The following is a 16388-nucleotide window of genomic DNA, read 5'->3' on the forward strand; positions in this document are numbered from 1 at the left end:
AGGTCAGCCCTCCCAGGCCGAGACGACGGCGATCGCCTGCTGCGGATTGAGGCGCGGGTCGCAGAAGCTCGTGTACTTGTCGCCCACGTGAGCCAGCCCCGCCTCGTTGCGGACACACTCGGTCACGTTCTCCGGCGTGGTCTCCAGGTGCAGGCCGCCCGCGATGCCGCCGGCCGTCCTGACCGAGCACTGGAAGCCGTGGACCTCGCGGATCACGGTGTCCAGCAACCGCGTCTTCAGCCCGTCCGGCGCCGTGACCGTGTTGCCGTGCATCGGGTCGCTGAGCCAGATCACGGGGTGCCCGGCCTCGCGCACCGCCGCCACCAGCGGGGGCAGCTTCTGCGACACCACGTCCGCGCCCATGCGCGCTATCAGCGTGAGCCGACCGTGCTCCCGGCCCGGGTCCAGGAGCTCGCACAGGGCGAGGAGTTCGTCCCTGGTCGTCTTCGGGCCGACCTTGCACGCCACCGGGTTCGCCACGGCCGCGAGCAACGCCACGTGCGCGCCGTCCGCGTGCCGCGTGCGCTCCCCGATCCACGGCCAGTGCGTCGACGTGAGCAGCGGGCGGCCGTCCTCGCCGGCGCGCACCATGGGCAGTTCGTAGTCCAGCAGGAGCGCCTCGTGGCTCGTCCACACGGGCGGGCAGACGCCCGACCTGCGGGACGGGTCCAGCCAGCCGAGGTGCGTCATCGCCTCCCCCGCCGCGAGATAGCCCGACAGCATCCGCTGCGGGTCCGGGCGGCGGCGCTCCGGGTGCGGCTCCGGATTGTTGACCATGTGGCCGCGGTAGACCGGCAGTTCGAGGCCCTCCGCGACGCACTCGGTCGCGCTGGAACGCGGCTTCGCGAACTGGCCCGCCATGCGGCCCGCCCGGATCACGGGCTTGTGCGCCACCATCTTCATCACGCCGGCCAGCACGTCCAGCAGGCCGGCCTTGCGGGCCACGTAGCCCGAAGTGCACTCCGCGGGATCCTCCGCGCAGTCGCCCGCCTGGACCACCTGGGCCGCGCCGCGCGCCACCTCGGCGAGGTGGTGGCGCAGCGTCCTCACGTCGTCGGCGCGGACGAGCGCCGGGCGGCGGGCGAGCTCTTCGCGGACCCGGCGCACCTGGGGGACGTCGCCCCAGTCCGGCTGCTGGAGGGCGGGCTTGTGCTGGACGTCGTCGAGCAGAGCGTCGGTCATGGTTTCTCCAAAAACGCTTAAGTGACTGCTCTTGGGAACAAAGCAAGCAAGGTGGTGCCGGGGATTTCCAGGGAGCGGCTCCCTTTCGGCCTGGGGACGGGGGCGGGGGTCGGGATGGGGATGTGGATGGGGATGTGGGCGGGTGGGGATCGGTGTGGGGGTGGGTGCGCGCTCTCTCCTTGCGCGGACTCGATCGTCCGGGGTTCTCCCGCTTTCGCCAACGCCCCCTCCGCCACTCCGTCAGATGAGCCGCGACTTCATCAAGTGGCTGTCAAGTCCCCGTTCTTGCCAAGTTGACGGAGTACGTACGGGCTGTTCTGCCGTACCCCCGTTCCGATTTACTGTCGTCCCCTCTGCCCTAAGCGTTTCCGCGGACCATCCGGAGAGGGGGCGACCCCGTCATGGGAGAGCGCACGGTGACGTCGGGAGGCGAGGTCCTGCGGGAACTCCTCGCCGAAGGCGTCTCCCCCTGGCTCGACGGCCTCCACCGCTCACTCCTCACCTCCGGCACGCTGACCCGGCTCGTCGCCGACGGTCGCGCACGGGGGGCCACGACCGACCCCGGAGTGCTCGCCGCCGAGGTCTCCGGCGGCACGTCCTACGCCCAGCAGCTGTCCCACCTCGCCTGCCGCTCCGTCCCCCTGACGACCGCCGTCCAAGCCCTGTGCGCGTACGACCTGCGGACCGCGTGCGACGAGCTCCGGCCGGTTTTCACCGCAACGCAAGGGCTCGACGGGCACGTCTCCATGGACCCCGTCGTGTATCCCGGCGGCTGCGCCGGGGCCCTCGCCGACGCCGCGGTCGCCCTCCACCGGGCGGCCTGCCGGCCCAACGCCCTGGTCAAGCTCCCCGCCACGGACGACGGCCTCGCCGCGGCCGGCGAGTGCCTCGCCCAGGGCATCGGCGTGCACGTCACCGGGATCTGCTCCGTACAGCGCTACGAGCAGGTCGTGGACGTGTGGTTCGCCGGGCTGGAGCGGGCCCGGGACGCCGGCCTGGACCTGTCCGTGATCCCCTCTCTCGCCGCCCTGCCCGTGGCCCGCATCGACGCCGAGGTCGACGGGCGGTTGCGTGACGCCGGGGCCGCGCCCGAGCTGCGCGGGACGGCGGCCCTCGCCGTCGCCCGGCTCGTCTACCGGCAGTACGAGGAAGGGCTCGGCAGCGCGCGCTGGCGGGTCCTGGCCGCGGCCGGGGCCCGGCCGCAGCGGCTGATGTGGGCCGTCGGCTCCGGCGTCCCGTACGTCGAATCCCTGGTTGCCTGGGGCACCGTCAGCGCGATGTCCGAGGCCGCGCTCGGGGCCGTGGTGGAGCGGGGGCGGCTGCGGGGCGACACGCTGACCGGGCAGGACGGTGCGGCGCGGGCGGCCGTGGCGCGGCTGGAGCGGTGCGGGGTGTCGTTCGGTGAGGTCGCTAAGACGCTGGAGGCGGATAGCGCGAAGCACCGGGTGTCCTCCTGGCGGGCGTTGCGGGGGGTGGTGGGTGAGCGGCTGCGGGCCTGAGGGGGCGGGCGCGTGCGGGGTGCGGGGCCGGCGCCTCCGGGGCAGGGGTCCGGGACCGTATATTTACGGGCCCGTTCCCCTTGTTCCTTTTGCGCCCTCTTCCTCATCGGGCCCGCAAATACACGTCAGCGTCCCGGACCCCTGCCCCTGCGGCCCCGGCCCCTCCCGTCTCGTCGTCCACTGACCGCCGGTGGGTCGTCAGATCCTCACCGCGTGCCTCGACGGCCTTCTGTCCGGGAACGGCTTGCCCGTCAGTGTGGTGAGGGGGGCCGCCTTCACCGCTGTTTCCTCGTACTCCTCTTCCGGGTTCGAGAGGGCTATGATCGCGCCGCCCACTCCGTAGCGGACGTGGTTCTCGGTTACCACCGCCGTGCGGATCACCACGCTCAAGTCCGCTGCTCCTGTGAGGGAGAAGTAGCCGATCGCCCCCGAGTACACGCCCCGTGGGCCCTCTTCGAGGGCGTCGATGATCTGCATCGTGCGGATCTTGGGCGCTCCCGTCATCGAGCCCGGCGGGAAGGCCGCCCGCACGCAGTCGACCGCGGAGTGGTCCTCGCGCAGCTTCGCCCGTACGGTGCTGACCAGTTGGTGGGCCTTCGCGTAGCTCTCCACCCGGAAGACGTCCTTCGCCTCGACCGAGCCGATCCGCGCGCAGCGGCCCAGGTCGTTGCGGACCAGGTCCACGATCATCAGGTTCTCCGCGCGGTCCTTCTCGTCCGTCGCGAGGTCCGCCGCCAGTCGTGCGTCCTCCTGCGGCGTCGCGCCGCGCGGGCGCGTTCCCTTGATCGGGCTGGATTCCGCACGGCCTGTCGCGTCGATCCGCAGGAACCGCTCGGGCGACGTGCTGAGCACCGACAGCTCCCCGAAGCTCAGCAGGGCTCCGAAGGGGGCCGGGCTGGTGCGGCGCAGGAAGCGGTAGCCGTCCCAGGGGTCCAGCGTGCCGGTTGTTTCGGCCATGTTGGTCAGGCAGATCTCGTACGACTCCCCCGCCGCGATCTGCTCCTGGCACGTGTCGATCAGCCTGAGGTACGCGTCGCGGTCGTGGCGCAGCTCCAGGGCGCCGAGGGTGTCGGGGCGGCGGGCCGGAAAGGGGCGCATCCCGGTGAGCGCCGCGAGCCTGCGGGCCGTGGTGTCGAGCCAGGTGCGGGCCCCGGACTCGTCGCCGTCCTCGGCCAGGGCGAGGAGGTGGGTGGTGCCGGTCGCGTGGTCGAGGACGAGTGCCCGGTCGGCGAAGACCATCGTGGCGTCGGGATCGTCCGAGCGGTGGCCCCGTTCGCCGCCGCACTCGGCTTTGAGTCCGTAGCCGAGGTAGCCCACCCAGCCGAGCGCGAAGTCGAAGGGCAGGGGCGGTGCTTCGGTGCGGGTCGCGCGCAGGTCCCGGTCGAGCCAGTCCAGGAACCGTCCCGTGACCACTTCGGTGGTGTGCCGCGAGCGGACCGTCACCGTGCTGCTGTGGACGTCGGCGGTGGCCGTGCGGGCCAGCGGGCCGGATGCGTCCCCCATGATGGAGAACCTGCCCGTCCGCTCGTCCCGGCTGCTGCTGTCCAGCCAGTACGCGTGCGGGCCCCTGCGGAACAGGCGGTCGAAGGCCACCTCGTCGTTCCAGTTCGTCGGCAGCGTCGCGGTGATGATGCGCAGGCGGCGGATCCTCTGCGGTGCCTCTTCCGGCTTCGGGCGCCTGAGCTGCTTAGGCCGTGGCGCCTTGCCTTGTCCCTCGTGGCGTTCCGTCAGCCTTCTGAAGTTGTCCAGAATGCGGTGCCCGTGCTCGCTTCCGACCGACTCCGGGTGGAACTGCACGCCCCACAGCGGGCGCTCACGGTGCCGCAGTCCCATGATGATGCCGTCGGGCGTCCGCGCCGTCACCTCCAGGTCGGCGGGCAGCCTGCGGGCGGCGAGGGAGTGGTAGCGCACGGCCGGAAAAGGGGACGGCAGCCCCTCGAACAGGCCCGTGCCCTCGTGGACCACGGGCGAGACCCGGCCGTGGTACGGCTCCGGGGCCCGGCCGACTTCGCCCCCGTACAGCAGGGCGATGCCCTGGTGCCCGAGGCACACCCCGAGCGTGGGTATGCGGCCGTGCCGCAGGATTTCCGTGCAGATGCCGAAGTCCGCTTCCCGTTCCGGGGTTCCGGGGCCGGGTGAGATGACGACGTTGTCGAATGCGGCGAGGTGCTGGGGTTTCCAGGTCCGGTCGTCGTGTGTGACGACTTCCGGTTCCCGGCCGTTGACTTCGGCCAGGTAATGGAACAGGTTGTAGGTGAAGGAGTCGTAGTTGTCGACTAATAACGTACGCACGTTTCCCCCGTTTCGGCGTTATCGGACGACTTCCGGGCGGCGCGAGAATTCCGCCGCCGGCGTCACTTCCATCAGCAGGTGCTCGACCTCGTGCGGGCCTTCCCGTACAGCGGTGCGGCGGACCACGTCCAGCCGGCGGCCGCACGCGTCCGCGATCCGGTGCAGGGCGGGCACGTCCCCCCTGGTGCTGAAGTGCAGCAGGACCTTGCCGCCCGGGGCGAGCCGGTCCGGCGCCTCTTGCAGGAAGCGGCGGTGCGCGGCGTAGCCGGGGTCGACGTAGGCCCTCTCGTGCATGGTCCTGGGCCGGTAGTCCGGCGGCGCCAGGACGAAATTCGAGTGCCAGAAAACCGTGTCGAATCCCTCCTGGCCGGTGAGGCTTTCGAAGAGGTCGCTGTGCAGGCCGGACACCCTGTCCGGCACTCCGTGCCGGGCCGCGTTCATCTCGGTGTTCAGCACTGCCGCGGGATTGATGTCGGTCGCGATCACCCGGGTGCAGCCCGCCAGCGCCGCCGTCACCGCCACGACGCCCGTGCCGCAGCCGATCTCCAGGAGCGATCCCTTGCGGAGGACGGCGGATTCGGCGGTCTTTTCCGTCAGGTCCAGGAAATCCAGCGTGATTTCCGTCGCGGGCGAGTAAATCGGAGCAAACACCTCCGGTAACAGATCCCACTCGCGGCCGCACATCGCGAAAACGTCCGGCCGGTCCTCCCGCACGAGCGCCCGGCGGCTGCGCTCCAGAGAGAGCCTGTAGTCCCGTACCCCCGTCATACCGATCCCCCTGAATCAGCGACAACTCCCGGGTCCGGGCCCGGTGTTCATCAACCTTCACCTATAGGGACGCTAAAGAGGAAGGTGATCCAGTAACACACCCGCGAGTTTCGGCGGTGGTCCGGACACCACCGTGCGGGGCCCCGCCGCACGGCGGGACCCTCCTTGATCGGGAACGGTTGACGCGCCACTGCCGGTGTGCATAGCTTCCCGGCATACCGTGCCGCGGCTCTATCCGTGCGGCAGAGCGCACCGGACCCGGGGGGCATCGTGTCGCAAGGCATGTCCGAGGACGGCATATTCGCCGTGCTGGAGCTATTGGCCGCCGGGGCGCCGGCCCAGGAATACGAAGCCCTCGCGCAGCGGCTCCGCGCTTCCGGCGCGAGCGCCGCCGAGCTCGCGCGGCTCGGCCGGGCGGTGCGGCTCGGGCTGACCATACGGACCTGGACGGAGCGTCAGCAGCAGCGGGAGGCCGGCATGTCGGCCCTCATCGACACCGCGCGCGACCTGGCCACCCCGCACGACGTCGACACGCTCCTGAAGGTCATCCTGCGGCGCGCCCGGCTGCTGCTCGCCGTCGACATGTCGTACATCGGCATGTACGACGAGGGGGAACGGTACGTCACCATACGCGCCTCCGACGGCCACACCACCGCCTTCAACGTGGGCCTGAGGCTGCCCGGCGGCAGCGGGCTGGGCTCCGCCGTCATGTCCAACCCCTCCCCGTTCTGGACCCCGGACTACCTCGCCGACGAGCGCATCCAGCACAGCGGCGACATCGACTACGTGGTGAAGGCCGAGGGCCTGCAAGCCGTCCTCGCCGTCCCGCTGAACCGCGGCGCGCGCCCCTTCGGCACGCTGTACGTGGCCGAGCGCAAGGTCCGGCACTTCACCACGGACGAGATAGCGCTCCTCAGCTCGCTGGGCGACCTGGCCGGCGTGGCCATAGAGAAGGCCGAACTGCTGGACCGCACCACCGCCCTGGTGGCCGAGCTGGAGCAGCACTCCACGCGGGTCGAGGCCGGGCTGCGCAGCGCGCAGGAGCTCAGCGACACCCAGCACCGGCTCATCCAGCTGGTGCTGGGCGACTGCGACCTGGACGCCCTCGCCCGGGCCTCGGCCGGCGAGCTGAACGCCGCCGTCCAGGTGTGCGCCGCCAACGGCACGATCCTCTGCGCCTCCGGGCACGTACGGGACGAGGGCGCGGACCCCGAGTCGCTGCTCGTGCCCGCCGCCATGGACGCCCACGCCGCACGCGAGCCCGTCGCCCTCGACGACGGGCTGTGGGCCGTGCCGATCTCCGCGGGCACCGGCAGCAACCTCGGCACCCTGCTGCTGCGCCCCGACCGGCCCGGCGCCGTGCAGGACGAACGGCTGCTGCGGCTGGTCGCGCAGGTCATGGCCGTACAACTGCTGGTGGAGAGCAGCCGCACGGCGATCGCCGAAGGACAGGTCCGCGACGACTTCCTCGCCGACCTGCTGGCCAGCCCGCAGCGCCCGCCCCACCAGCTCGAACAGCACGCGCGGCGGCTCGGCATCGACCTGAGCAAGCCGCACGTCGTCGTCGTGGCCCGGCCCGAGGGCGACGCCCGCGGCAAGATGGCGATCTGGGCGTCGTCGTACGCGCACCGGCTCAGCGGGCTCAAGAGCATGCACAACGGCTGCGCGGTGCTGCTGCTGCCGGGCGGCGACGCGGGCGGCGCGGGCCGCGCCGTCTCCGCCGAGCTGTCGCCGCTCCTGGGCCACCCGGTGACGGTGAGCTCCGCCGGACCGGTCGCGGGCCCGGCCTCGGTGCACCACGCCTTCCAGGAGGCGCTGCGCTGCCTGGACGCGATGACGTCGCTCGGGGTGATCGGCCGGTCGGCGTCGGTGCGCGAGCTGGGCTTCCTCGGGGTGCTGCTCTCCGACAACCACGACGTCGAAGGGTTCGTCGACTCGGCCATAGGGCCCGTGATCGACTACGACCAGCAGCGGTTCACGGACCTGACGCGCACGCTGGAGACGTACTTCGAGGCGGGCGGCAGCCCGACGAACGCGGCCAAGAAGCTTCATGTGCACCCCAATACGGTGGCGCGGCGCCTGGAGCGGATCAGCGAGCTGCTGGGGCCGCAGTGGCAGCAGCCCGAGCGCGCCCTCGAAGTGCAGCTGGCCCTGCGGGTCTTCCGGGTGCGGCACAGCCTGCGGCTGGGCGAGCGGGGCGCGCCCGCCGAGGCCGGCGGCCCCCCGGAGGCTCAGGAGACGTAGCCGAGTTGCAGGCGCTCCTCCTCGGGCCGGCCGGTGAGCGCGGCCACGGCGTGGGCGGCGGAGGCCAGCGTGACGTGCCGGTGCCAGCCGCTGAACGCACGGCCCGCGAAGTCCCGGATGCCGACCTCGTCGGCGATCTCGGTGAAGTCCCGGTCGACCCGGTCCAGGAGCTTGCCCAGCCGGACGAGGGCGGCGGGCGGGACGTTGACCAGGTCCGTCAGCCACAGCTCGGCCGGCCAGCGCCGGCCGTTCTCCCCCACGCCCAGCAGGAGTAACTCCCGGCGGCGCGCCGGCCCGGGCACGGCCGCCGTGCGCAGCGCCGGCAGCCCCACGCGCACCGCCGCGATCAGCGAGGTCCGCACGACCCGCGACGGGCCGTGGTCGCGCCACATCACCGGGCGCCGCATGTCGCGCGCCGCCCCGAGGATCTGGTGGGCCGGCAGCGCCTCCGCACCGCGCCCCGGCACGGCCTGGCCGGACACGGTCAGCCGCAGCGAGGGGCTGACGCGGACCATGGCCGGCACGCCGCAGGCGCGCAGCCGCAGCAGGGCCGCCGGGGCGTCCATGTCACGGGCGTCCAGCACCAGGGGGCGCAGCGGCAGCCCCCAGTCGCGCATCATCCCCGTGTACGCCTCGACCGTGCACTCCCCCAGGGTCTCCGGGCGGACCGAGTCGGGGATGGCGGCCTGGCTGCGCCGGAGCCCGTCCTCCAGCCAGGCGTCGGACAGGTGCAGCCGCCAGTTGACGGGGGTACTGCGCTCGGCGGAGGCGGCCCAGACGCCGACGGCCTCCTGCGCGTTGAGCACCTGGCCGACGGCGGGGCAGAAGCGCCGGTCGACGCCCACCGAGTTGTCGCCGGCCTTGGGGATGACCATGGGGCGCACGACCCACGCGTGCGGCGGCGAGACCCGGGTGAGGTAGTGGGCGAGCGCGCGGCGCACGGGGATCCAGTCCCAGGTGGAGCTGGAGATGAAGTGGTGCAGGCTCTGCTCGGCGGCCTGGCCGCCGATGAGCGCCGCGATGTTGCGGATGGACTTGCGGCCCTGGGTGCCCAGCAGGCCGCGCACGTAGGCCTCGCCCCGGCGCCGCTGGTCGCTGCGCGGCAGGGAGGCGAAGAGGGCGGCGCACAGCTCGGCCAGGACGGCGTCCTGGGTCTCGGGGCGGGCCGGGGCGGAAACGGAAGGCCGGGCGGGCCGGGCAGGCCGTGCGGTCCGCCGGTGGAGAGCAACACCACTCATCGTCAATCCCCCATCTCGGCAGCTGGGTGGCTTTCTCCACGGTCCTGCCGCGCACCCCCCGCCGCCCAGGTGTCAAGGCCACCCGCATGCCCCTCCCGATGGTGGTCTCACCACCACCCGGGGGTCCGTGAGGGGCCGCACGGCGCCTTGGAGGGCCCCCGGTGTGTGCCCGGACCACCATTCCGGCGGCGGCGCGGGGGGCCACTCGGAGGACGGGGTCGGAGCGGCGCGGGGCGGTGCGGATACGGTGGTCCTGTGCACCGGTGCGGTCGGGCCCCTCGCGGCAGCCCGCACCGGGGACCGCGGGCAAGCATTCGGTATTCGGTCACGCGGTGCGCAAAAACCGGGAAGGAACACGTGAGCAGGTTGTTGGTGCAGGTCAGCGCGGTAGTCCGGAGCGTGGGGTAAGCGTCGTGCACATTGTGATCATGGGCTGCGGGCGCGTGGGCTCGGCCCTCGCCCAGACCCTTGAGAAGCAGGGTCACACGGTCGCCGTGATCGACCAGGACCCGACGGCCTTCCGCCGCCTGGGCTCCGGGTTCGGCGGCCGCCGCGTGACCGGCGTCGGCTTCGACCAGGACACCCTGCGCGAGGCGGGCATCGAGGAGGCGGGCGCGTTCGCGGCCGTCAGCAGCGGTGACAACTCCAACATCATCGCGGCCCGGGTGGCCCGCGAGATGTTCGGCGTCGAGAACGTGGCCGCGCGGATCTACGACCCGCGGCGCGCCGAGGTCTACCAGCGCCTCGGCATCCCCACCGTGGCGACCGTCCGCTGGACGGCCGACCAGATGCTGCGGCGGCTGCTGCCGTCCGGCGCGGAGCCGCTGTGGCGCGACCCGAGCGGCGGCGTGCAGCTCGCCGAGGTCCCGGCGTCCGAGGCCTGGGTCGGCCACAAGATCAGCAAGCTCCAGGAGGAGACCGGCGTGCGGGTGGCGTTCCTCACCCGGCTGGGTGAAGCGATGCTGCCGACGTCCTCGACGGTGTTGCAGGAAGGCGATCTGGTGCACGTGATGATGCGCACCGACGAGGTCGAGAAGGTCGAAGCGGCGTTCTCGCACGGCCCCGAGGAGGCGCACTGATGAGGGTCGCCATTGCCGGTGCCGGTGCCGTCGGCCGCTCCATCGCGGGCGAGCTGCTGGAGAACGGCCACGAGGTACTGCTCGTCGACAAGGCCCCGACCGCCATCTCGGTCGAGCGGGTGCCGCTCGCGGAGTGGCTGCTGGCCGACGCCTGCGAGATCACCTCGCTGGACGAGGCGGCGCTCCAGCGCTGCAACGTGGTCATCGCCGCCACGGGTGACGACAAGGTCAACCTGGTCGTCTCGCTGCTGGCCAAGACCGAGTACGGGGTGCCCCGGGTCGTGGCCCGGGTCAACAACCCCAAGAACGAGTGGCTGTTCAACGAGTCCTGGGGCGTCGACGTGGCCGTGTCCACGCCGCGCCTGATGTCCGCGCTGGTCGAGGAGGCCGTGAGCGTCGGCGACCTGGTGCGGCTCATGCGCTTCAGCCAGGGCGACGCGAACCTGGTCGAGCTGACGCTGCCGCCCGAGTCGGCCCTGGCCGGCACCCGCGTCGGCGACGTGGACTGGCCGGACGACACCTCGCTGGTCACGATCATCCGCGGCACCCGCGTGCTCACCCCCAGCCGGGAGGACGTGCTGGAGGCCGGCGACGAGCTGCTGTTCGTGGCCGCACCGGCGCGCGAGGAGCAGCTGGAGGTCCTGCTGTCGGCGACGCGCGAGGCCTAGCCCCGCGCCGTACCGTACGACGACGCCGGGCGGGCTCGGGATTCCGAGCCCGCCCGGCGTTTCGTGTTGTACGGGTCATACGGGGGAAGCTAGCTGCTTGTACGGAGGGCGCTAGCTGAGGGCCTTGCTGTTCTCCGCGCCTTCGGCGCGCTCCGCGGCCTCGGCCGCCTCCGCCGCCTCCATCTCCGCGATCACGTCGATCGGCGGCGGCGCCTTGGCCAGGAAGATCCAGGTCAGGTAGACCGACAGCAGCATCGGCGGGATGCCGAGGGCCACCTTCACCCAGCCGAGCTCGGTCGCGTCGCCCCACCAGTACAGCGGGAAGAGGATCGCCGACTTCGCCAGCAGGATCAGGCCCCAGGCCCAGCTCGCCTTGGTGTAGGCCACCTTGCGGCCGGGGTTGCGGGTGCGCCAGGAGAGGTTCTCCTTGAACACCGGGCCCAGGATCAGCCCGAGCAGCGGATAGCCCGCCAGCGACGTGACGATGTACGCCACGGCCAGGCCCAGGGTGTAGAGCATGCCCGGCAGGTGGAAGTTCTTGGCGTCGCCGGTCATCATCGCGAAGACCGCGCCGATGGCGACCCCGAAGACGCCGCTGAAGGCGTGCTTGACGGTGTCCTTGCGCAGCAGCCGGGCCACGCCCATCAGCAGCGACAGGCCCAGCGCGGCGATGGCCGCGGTGTGGATGTCCCGCTGGGCGGTGAAGATCGCCACGAAGACCAGGCCCGGCACGGTCGTCTCGACCATGCCCCGCACCCCGCCGAAGGCCTCGAACAGGGCCGCTTTGGTGGCCGCCGACGCGTCGGCGTCACCGCCCGTTCCCTGCTGGTCAACGATCGGCTTGTCGAGAGACGTCACCCGCTACTCCTGTCCGAGCGGTCGGAGTTCGTACTTGGGATTGAACAGCACCCGGCGGCCGCGGCTCATCGAGATCCGGCCGGAGGCGATCAGCTTACGGCCGGGCTCTATGCCGACGATGGAACGCCGGCCGAGCCACACGACGTCGAGCGCGGCCGAGCCGTCGAACAGCTCGGCCTCCAGAGCGGGGACTCCGGCGCGCGGACGCAGAGTGACGGTCCGCAGCGTACCGGTGACCTTGACTATCTGGCGGTCGTCGCAGTCGCATATCCGCGTGCAGCCCGCGGCCTCCGTGTCCTGCTGCAGCTCCGCGTCGTGCAGCTCCTCCTGGGAGGTTGACAGCCGGTCGAGCATCCGGCGGAAACGGCCGGTCGGCTTCTCGGAACGGGGTACGGCACTCATGAACCCAGCGTACCGGCAGCGACATGGGGCGCCGTTGGGTCCGGGGTCCGGGGCGGAGCCCCGGTCACATTTCGAACCGGTAACCCATCCCCGGCTCCGTGATGAAGTGCTTCGGGTGCGAAGGGTCACGTTCCAGCTTGCGCCGCAGCTGGGCCATGTACACCCGCAGGTAGTTCGTCTCCGTGCCGTACGAGGGCCCCCAGACCTCCTGGAGCAGCTGCTTCTGACTGACGAGACGTCCCGTATTGCGGACCAGGACCTCCAGCAGGTGCCACTCCGTCGGCGTCAGCCGCACGTCCCGCCCCTCGCGGTTGACCTTCTTCGCCGCGAGGTCGACCGTGAAGACCTCCGTCTCGACGATCGCGTCGTCCCCCGCGGCCGCGGGCCCCGTCGGCTCCGCGCGCCGCACCGCGGCCCGCAGCCGGGCCAGCAGCTCGTCCATGCCGAACGGCTTGGTGACGTAGTCGTCGGCGCCGGCGTCCAGCGCCTCGACCTTCTCGTCGGAGGTGTGGCGGGCCGAGAGCACCAGGATCGGGACCCGGGTCCAGCCCCGCAGCCCCTTGATCACCTCGACGCCGTCCATGTCAGGCAGGCCGAGGTCGAGGATGACCACGTCGGGGTGGCGGGCGGCGGCGAGCTGGAGCGCGGTCGCGCCGTCGGGCGCGGCGTCGACCTCGTACTTCCGCGCCTTGAGGTTGATCACGAGGGCGCGGACGATCTGCGGCTCGTCATCCACCACGAGCACCCGGTTCATCGGTATCCACCTCTGCTGGTCGTGCGGGCCCGTCCACGGGGCCCGGGGTCGGGGACTGCTGGTCTGTCGGTGTGCCGGGGAGGCCTCACGTGGTGGCCTGCGCCGGGAGGTCCCCGCGGACGGGGGCGACCCCCGCGGCGGCCCGCAAGGTGAGCACCATGGTCATGCCGCCGCCGGGCGTGTCCTCGGCGGCGAGGGTGCCGCCCATGGCCTCGGCGAAGCCGCGGGCGACGGCCAGGCCGAGGCCCACGCCGGCGCCCCGCGGCGCGTCCCCGTAGCGCTGGAAGGGCTCGAAGATGCGGTCCTTGGCGCTGTCGGGAACGCCGGGGCCGCGGTCGGCCACCCGGACCTCCACCCGGTCGCCCAGGGCGCTGGCGGCCACGTGGACGGGCGTCCCGCCGGGGCTGTACTTGACGGCGTTCTCGACGACGTTGGCGACGCTGCGCTCCAGCAGGCCCGGGTCGACGGCGACCATCGGCAGCGACTCGGGGATGTCGAGGGTGACGCTGCCCTCGGGGACGCCGCCCAGGGCCATGGGCACGACCTCGTCCAGGTCGATCTCCCGGATCAGCGGGGTGACCGTGCCGGTCTGGAGCCGCGACATGTCGAGGAGGTTGCCGACGAGGTGGTCGAGGCGGTCGGCGCCGTCCTCGATGCTCGCCAGCAGCTCGGCCTCGTCCTCCTCGGACCAGGCGACGTCGTCCGAGCGCAGGGACGTCACCGCGGCCTTGATCGCGGCGAGCGGGGTGCGCAGGTCGTGGCTGACGGCGGCGAGCAGGGCGACGCGGATGCGGTTGCCCTCGTCCAGGCGGCGGGCCCGCTCGGCCTCGCCGACCAGCCGCTGCCGGTCCAGGACGACGGCGGCCTGCGCGGCGAAGGCGGCGAGCACGCGGCGGTCCTCGGCGGGCAGGACGCGGCCGGAGAGGGCGAGCGCCATGTTGTCGCCGACGGGCATGTCGACGTCGGCGTCCTCGGGCCGCAGCAGGGGCTTGCCCGAGCTGGTCACGACGCTGGCCGCGCAGGTCCACGGGTCGACCTCGCTGGCGCGCTCCAGCAGGGCCACGGACTCCATCGCGAAGGTCTCCCGGACCCGCTCCAGCAGCGCGTCCAGGCTGGTGTCGCCGCGCAGGACGCTGCCGGCCAGGAAGGAGAGGATCTCGGACTCGGCGCGCAGCCGGGCCGCCTGGTGGGTGCGGCGCGCGGCCACGTCCACCACGGACGCCACGGAGACCGCGACGAAGACGAAGATCGTGATGGCGACGATGTTCTTGGGGTCGGTGATCGTCCAGCGGTGCAGGGGCTCGACGAAGAAGTAGTTCAGCAGCAGCGAGCCGAAGGCCGCGGACGCGAGGGACGGCAGCAGGCCGCCGAGGAGGGCCGCGGCCACCGTCATGCACAGGAACAGCAGCATGTCGTTGGCGAGGCCGAGGTCCGGGTCGATGTGCGTCAGCAGCAGGCTGAGCAGGGCGGGCCCGCCCAGGCCGACGAGCCAGCCCGCGACGATGCGGCCGCGGCCCAGGCGGGCGCCGCGCGCGACCGGCAGGCCGCGGCCCTTGGCGGCCTCCTCGTGCGTGACGATGTGCACGTCGAGGTCGGGCCCGGAGTCGCGGGCCACGGTCTGGCCCACGCCGGGGCCGAAGATGTACTGCCAGGTCTTGCGCCGGCTGGAGCCGAGCACGATCTGGGTGGCGTTCACGCCACGGGCGAACTCCAGCAGCGAGGCGGGCACGTCGTCCCCGATCACGTGGTGGAAGGTGCCGCCGAGGTCCTCGACCAGGGTGCGCTGGACGGCCAGCTCCTTCGGCGACGCCGAGGTGAGCCCGTCGCTGCGGGCGATGTAGACGGCGAGGATCTCGCTGCCGGAGCCCTTGGCGGCCATGCGCGCCGCGCGGCGGATCAGGGTGCGGCCCTCGGGGCCGCCGGTGAGGCCCACGACGATGCGCTCGCGGGCGTGCCAGATGGTGGAGACGCTGTGCTCGGTGCGGTACTGGCGCAGGTACTCGTCGACGCGGTCGGCCGTCCACAGCAGCGCGAGCTCGCGCAGCGCGGTCAGGTTGCCGGGCCGGAAGTAGTTGGAGAGGGCCGCGTCGACCTTGTCGGGCTTGTAGATGTTGCCGTGCGCCATGCGGCGGCGCAGCGCCTGCGGCGACATGTCGACCAGCTCTATCTGGTCGGCGCGGCGCACCACCTCGTCGGGCACGGTCTCCTGCTGCCGCACGCCCGTGATCGACTCGACGACGTCGCCGAGGGACTCCAGGTGCTGGATGTTGACCGTGGAGACGACGTCGACGCCCGCCTGGAGCAGCTCCTCGACGTCCTGCCAGCGCTTGGTGTTGCGCGAGCCGGGCACGTTGGTGTGGGCGAGCTCGTCGACGAGGACGACGGCGGGGCGGCGGGCGAGGACGGCGTCGATGTCCATCTCGGTGAAGACCGTCCCGCGGTAGGCGATCTCCCTGCGGGGCACCTCCTCCAGCCCGTGCAGCATCACCTCGGTGCGCGGCCGGCCGTGGTGCTCGACGAAGCCGACCACGGCGTCCGTGCCGCGCTCCACGCGGCGGTGGGCCTCGGAGAGCATCGCGTACGTCTTGCCGACGCCCGGTGCCGCGCCGAGGTAGATCCGAAGCTTGCCGCGTCCCATGGCCCCATTGTCTTTCACGCTCCGCGGTGGTGTCCGGCCGGTTCGTGACGGCCGGCAGTGCCGATGTGCCCGCACTGCCGCGTACGGCCGACCTTACGGCCAAAGTTCTGGACATATGGGGCACCCGGGGGTGCCGGGCGCGGTATTGACGCAGCTCTGACGCCGTATGCCGTGTCCTTCGCGGACCGCGTACGGCGGCATGATGGCCGTATGACCGACATCCGCACGGCCCACACCTCCGATCTGACCGGTAAGGAACTCTCCGCGGTCCGCGCCCTCGTGAACGAAGCGTTCGAAGGGGACTTCTCCGACGACGACTGGGACCACACCGTGGGCGGCATGCACGCCCTCGCGTGGGAGGACGGCGAGCTCATAGGCCACGGCTCGCTCGTGCAGCGGCGGCTCCTGCACGGCGGGCGCGCGCTGCGCACCGGCTACGTGGAGGCCGTCGCCGTCCGCGCGGACCGGCGCCGGCAGGGCGTGGCCTCGGCCGTGATGGCCGCGCTGGAGCGGGTTCTGCGGGACGGGGCGTACGAGGTGGGCGCGCTGGGCGCGGCGGACGAGGCGGTCCCGCTGTACGAGGGCCGCGGCTGGCAGCTGTGGCGCGGCCCGTCGTCGGTGCTCGCACCGACGGGCCTGCGGCGCACGGAGGAGGAGGACGGCTGCATCTACGTCCTCCCGCTCGGGGCGGCGCTGGACCTGGACGGCGCGGTGGCGTGCGACTGGCGTCCGGGGGACGTGTGGTAGCCCCGACGTCCCCCGCCGA

13 protein-coding genes are annotated in these 16388 nt (G+C 72.4%); 5 read left to right on the forward strand and 8 right to left on the reverse strand.

Translation table 11 applies throughout. The features are described from left to right. Positions 1-3: 3 nt before the first annotated feature. The gene (locus tag D7231_RS15095) at positions 4-1182 is read right to left on the reverse strand and encodes a 3-deoxy-7-phosphoheptulonate synthase (RefSeq protein WP_120755923.1); all 1179 of its coding nucleotides are present in this window, start codon (positions 1180-1182) and stop codon (positions 4-6) included. A 401-nt stretch (positions 1183-1583) separates the two neighbouring features. Between D7231_RS15095 and D7231_RS15100 the strand changes: the two genes are divergently transcribed. Further along, positions 1584-2681 (forward strand): transaldolase family protein, encoded by a 1098-nt coding sequence (locus D7231_RS15100; protein ID WP_120755924.1) that lies wholly within the window; start codon positions 1584-1586, stop codon positions 2679-2681. Positions 2682-2879: 198 nt separating this feature from the next. On the opposite strand, the gene pabB is transcribed toward D7231_RS15100, so the two are convergent. Both pabB and D7231_RS15110 read right to left on the reverse strand, forming a co-directional pair. Further along, positions 2880-4973, reverse strand: a complete 2094-nt coding sequence (pabB, locus tag D7231_RS15105; RefSeq protein ID WP_120755925.1) for an aminodeoxychorismate synthase component I — start codon at positions 4971-4973, stop codon at positions 2880-2882. 18 nt (positions 4974-4991) lie between these two features. Next, complete coding sequence (locus D7231_RS15110) at positions 4992-5624, reverse strand: 50S ribosomal protein L11 methyltransferase (RefSeq protein ID WP_241999721.1); 633 nt, start codon at positions 5622-5624, stop codon at positions 4992-4994. A 399-nt stretch (positions 5625-6023) separates the two neighbouring features. Between D7231_RS15110 and D7231_RS15115 the strand changes: the two genes are divergently transcribed. Beyond that, complete coding sequence (locus D7231_RS15115; protein WP_120755927.1) at positions 6024-7985, forward strand: helix-turn-helix domain-containing protein; 1962 nt, start codon at positions 6024-6026, stop codon at positions 7983-7985. Here D7231_RS15115 and D7231_RS15120 read toward each other — a convergent pair. Further along, positions 7973-9223 carry an IS701 family transposase gene (locus D7231_RS15120; protein WP_228774366.1) on the reverse strand — a complete coding sequence of 417 codons (1251 nt, stop codon included), beginning with the start codon at positions 9221-9223 and terminating at the stop codon, positions 7973-7975. The genes D7231_RS15115 and D7231_RS15120 overlap by 13 nt on opposite strands. Before the next feature lie 413 nt (positions 9224-9636). Here D7231_RS15120 and D7231_RS15125 point away from each other — a divergent pair, with 413 nt between their 5' ends. Further along, on the forward strand, positions 9637-10302 hold the full coding sequence (locus D7231_RS15125) for a potassium channel family protein (protein WP_120755928.1): 666 nt from the start codon (positions 9637-9639) through the stop codon (positions 10300-10302). Continuing rightward, positions 10302-10970: a potassium channel family protein gene (locus tag D7231_RS15130; RefSeq protein WP_120755929.1), complete on the forward strand. Its 669-nt coding sequence runs from the start codon at positions 10302-10304 to the stop codon at positions 10968-10970. The genes D7231_RS15125 and D7231_RS15130 overlap by 1 nt, the downstream gene beginning before the upstream one ends. A 111-nt stretch (positions 10971-11081) precedes the next feature. Here D7231_RS15130 and D7231_RS15135 read toward each other — a convergent pair whose 3' ends face one another. The 4 genes from D7231_RS15135 to D7231_RS15150 form a co-directional block, all read right to left on the reverse strand. Then, positions 11082-11828 carry a DUF3159 domain-containing protein gene (locus D7231_RS15135; RefSeq protein WP_120755930.1) on the reverse strand — a complete coding sequence of 249 codons (747 nt, stop codon included), beginning with the start codon at positions 11826-11828 and terminating at the stop codon, positions 11082-11084. Between the two features lie 3 nt (positions 11829-11831). Further along, the gene (locus tag D7231_RS15140) at positions 11832-12230 is read right to left on the reverse strand and encodes an OB-fold nucleic acid binding domain-containing protein (RefSeq protein WP_078660120.1); all 399 of its coding nucleotides are present in this window, start codon (positions 12228-12230) and stop codon (positions 11832-11834) included. A 64-nt stretch (positions 12231-12294) separates the two neighbouring features. Next, a complete protein-coding gene (locus tag D7231_RS15145; RefSeq protein WP_030366096.1) occupies positions 12295-12984 on the reverse strand; it encodes a response regulator in 690 nt (229 codons plus the stop codon). 85 nt (positions 12985-13069) lie between these two features. Further along, entirely contained in the window at positions 13070-15622 is a 2553-nt protein-coding gene (locus D7231_RS15150) for a sensor histidine kinase (RefSeq protein ID WP_120755931.1), read from the reverse strand. 210 nt (positions 15623-15832) lie between these two features. Here D7231_RS15150 and D7231_RS15155 point away from each other — a divergent pair, with 210 nt between their 5' ends. Continuing rightward, positions 15833-16369 (forward strand): GNAT family N-acetyltransferase, encoded by a 537-nt coding sequence (locus tag D7231_RS15155; protein WP_120755932.1) that lies wholly within the window; start codon positions 15833-15835, stop codon positions 16367-16369. The last annotated feature ends 19 nt before the right edge of the window (positions 16370-16388 follow it).

This window comes from Streptomyces klenkii, from assembly GCF_003626645.1.
GTDB lineage: Bacteria > Actinomycetota > Actinomycetes > Streptomycetales > Streptomycetaceae > Streptomyces > Streptomyces klenkii.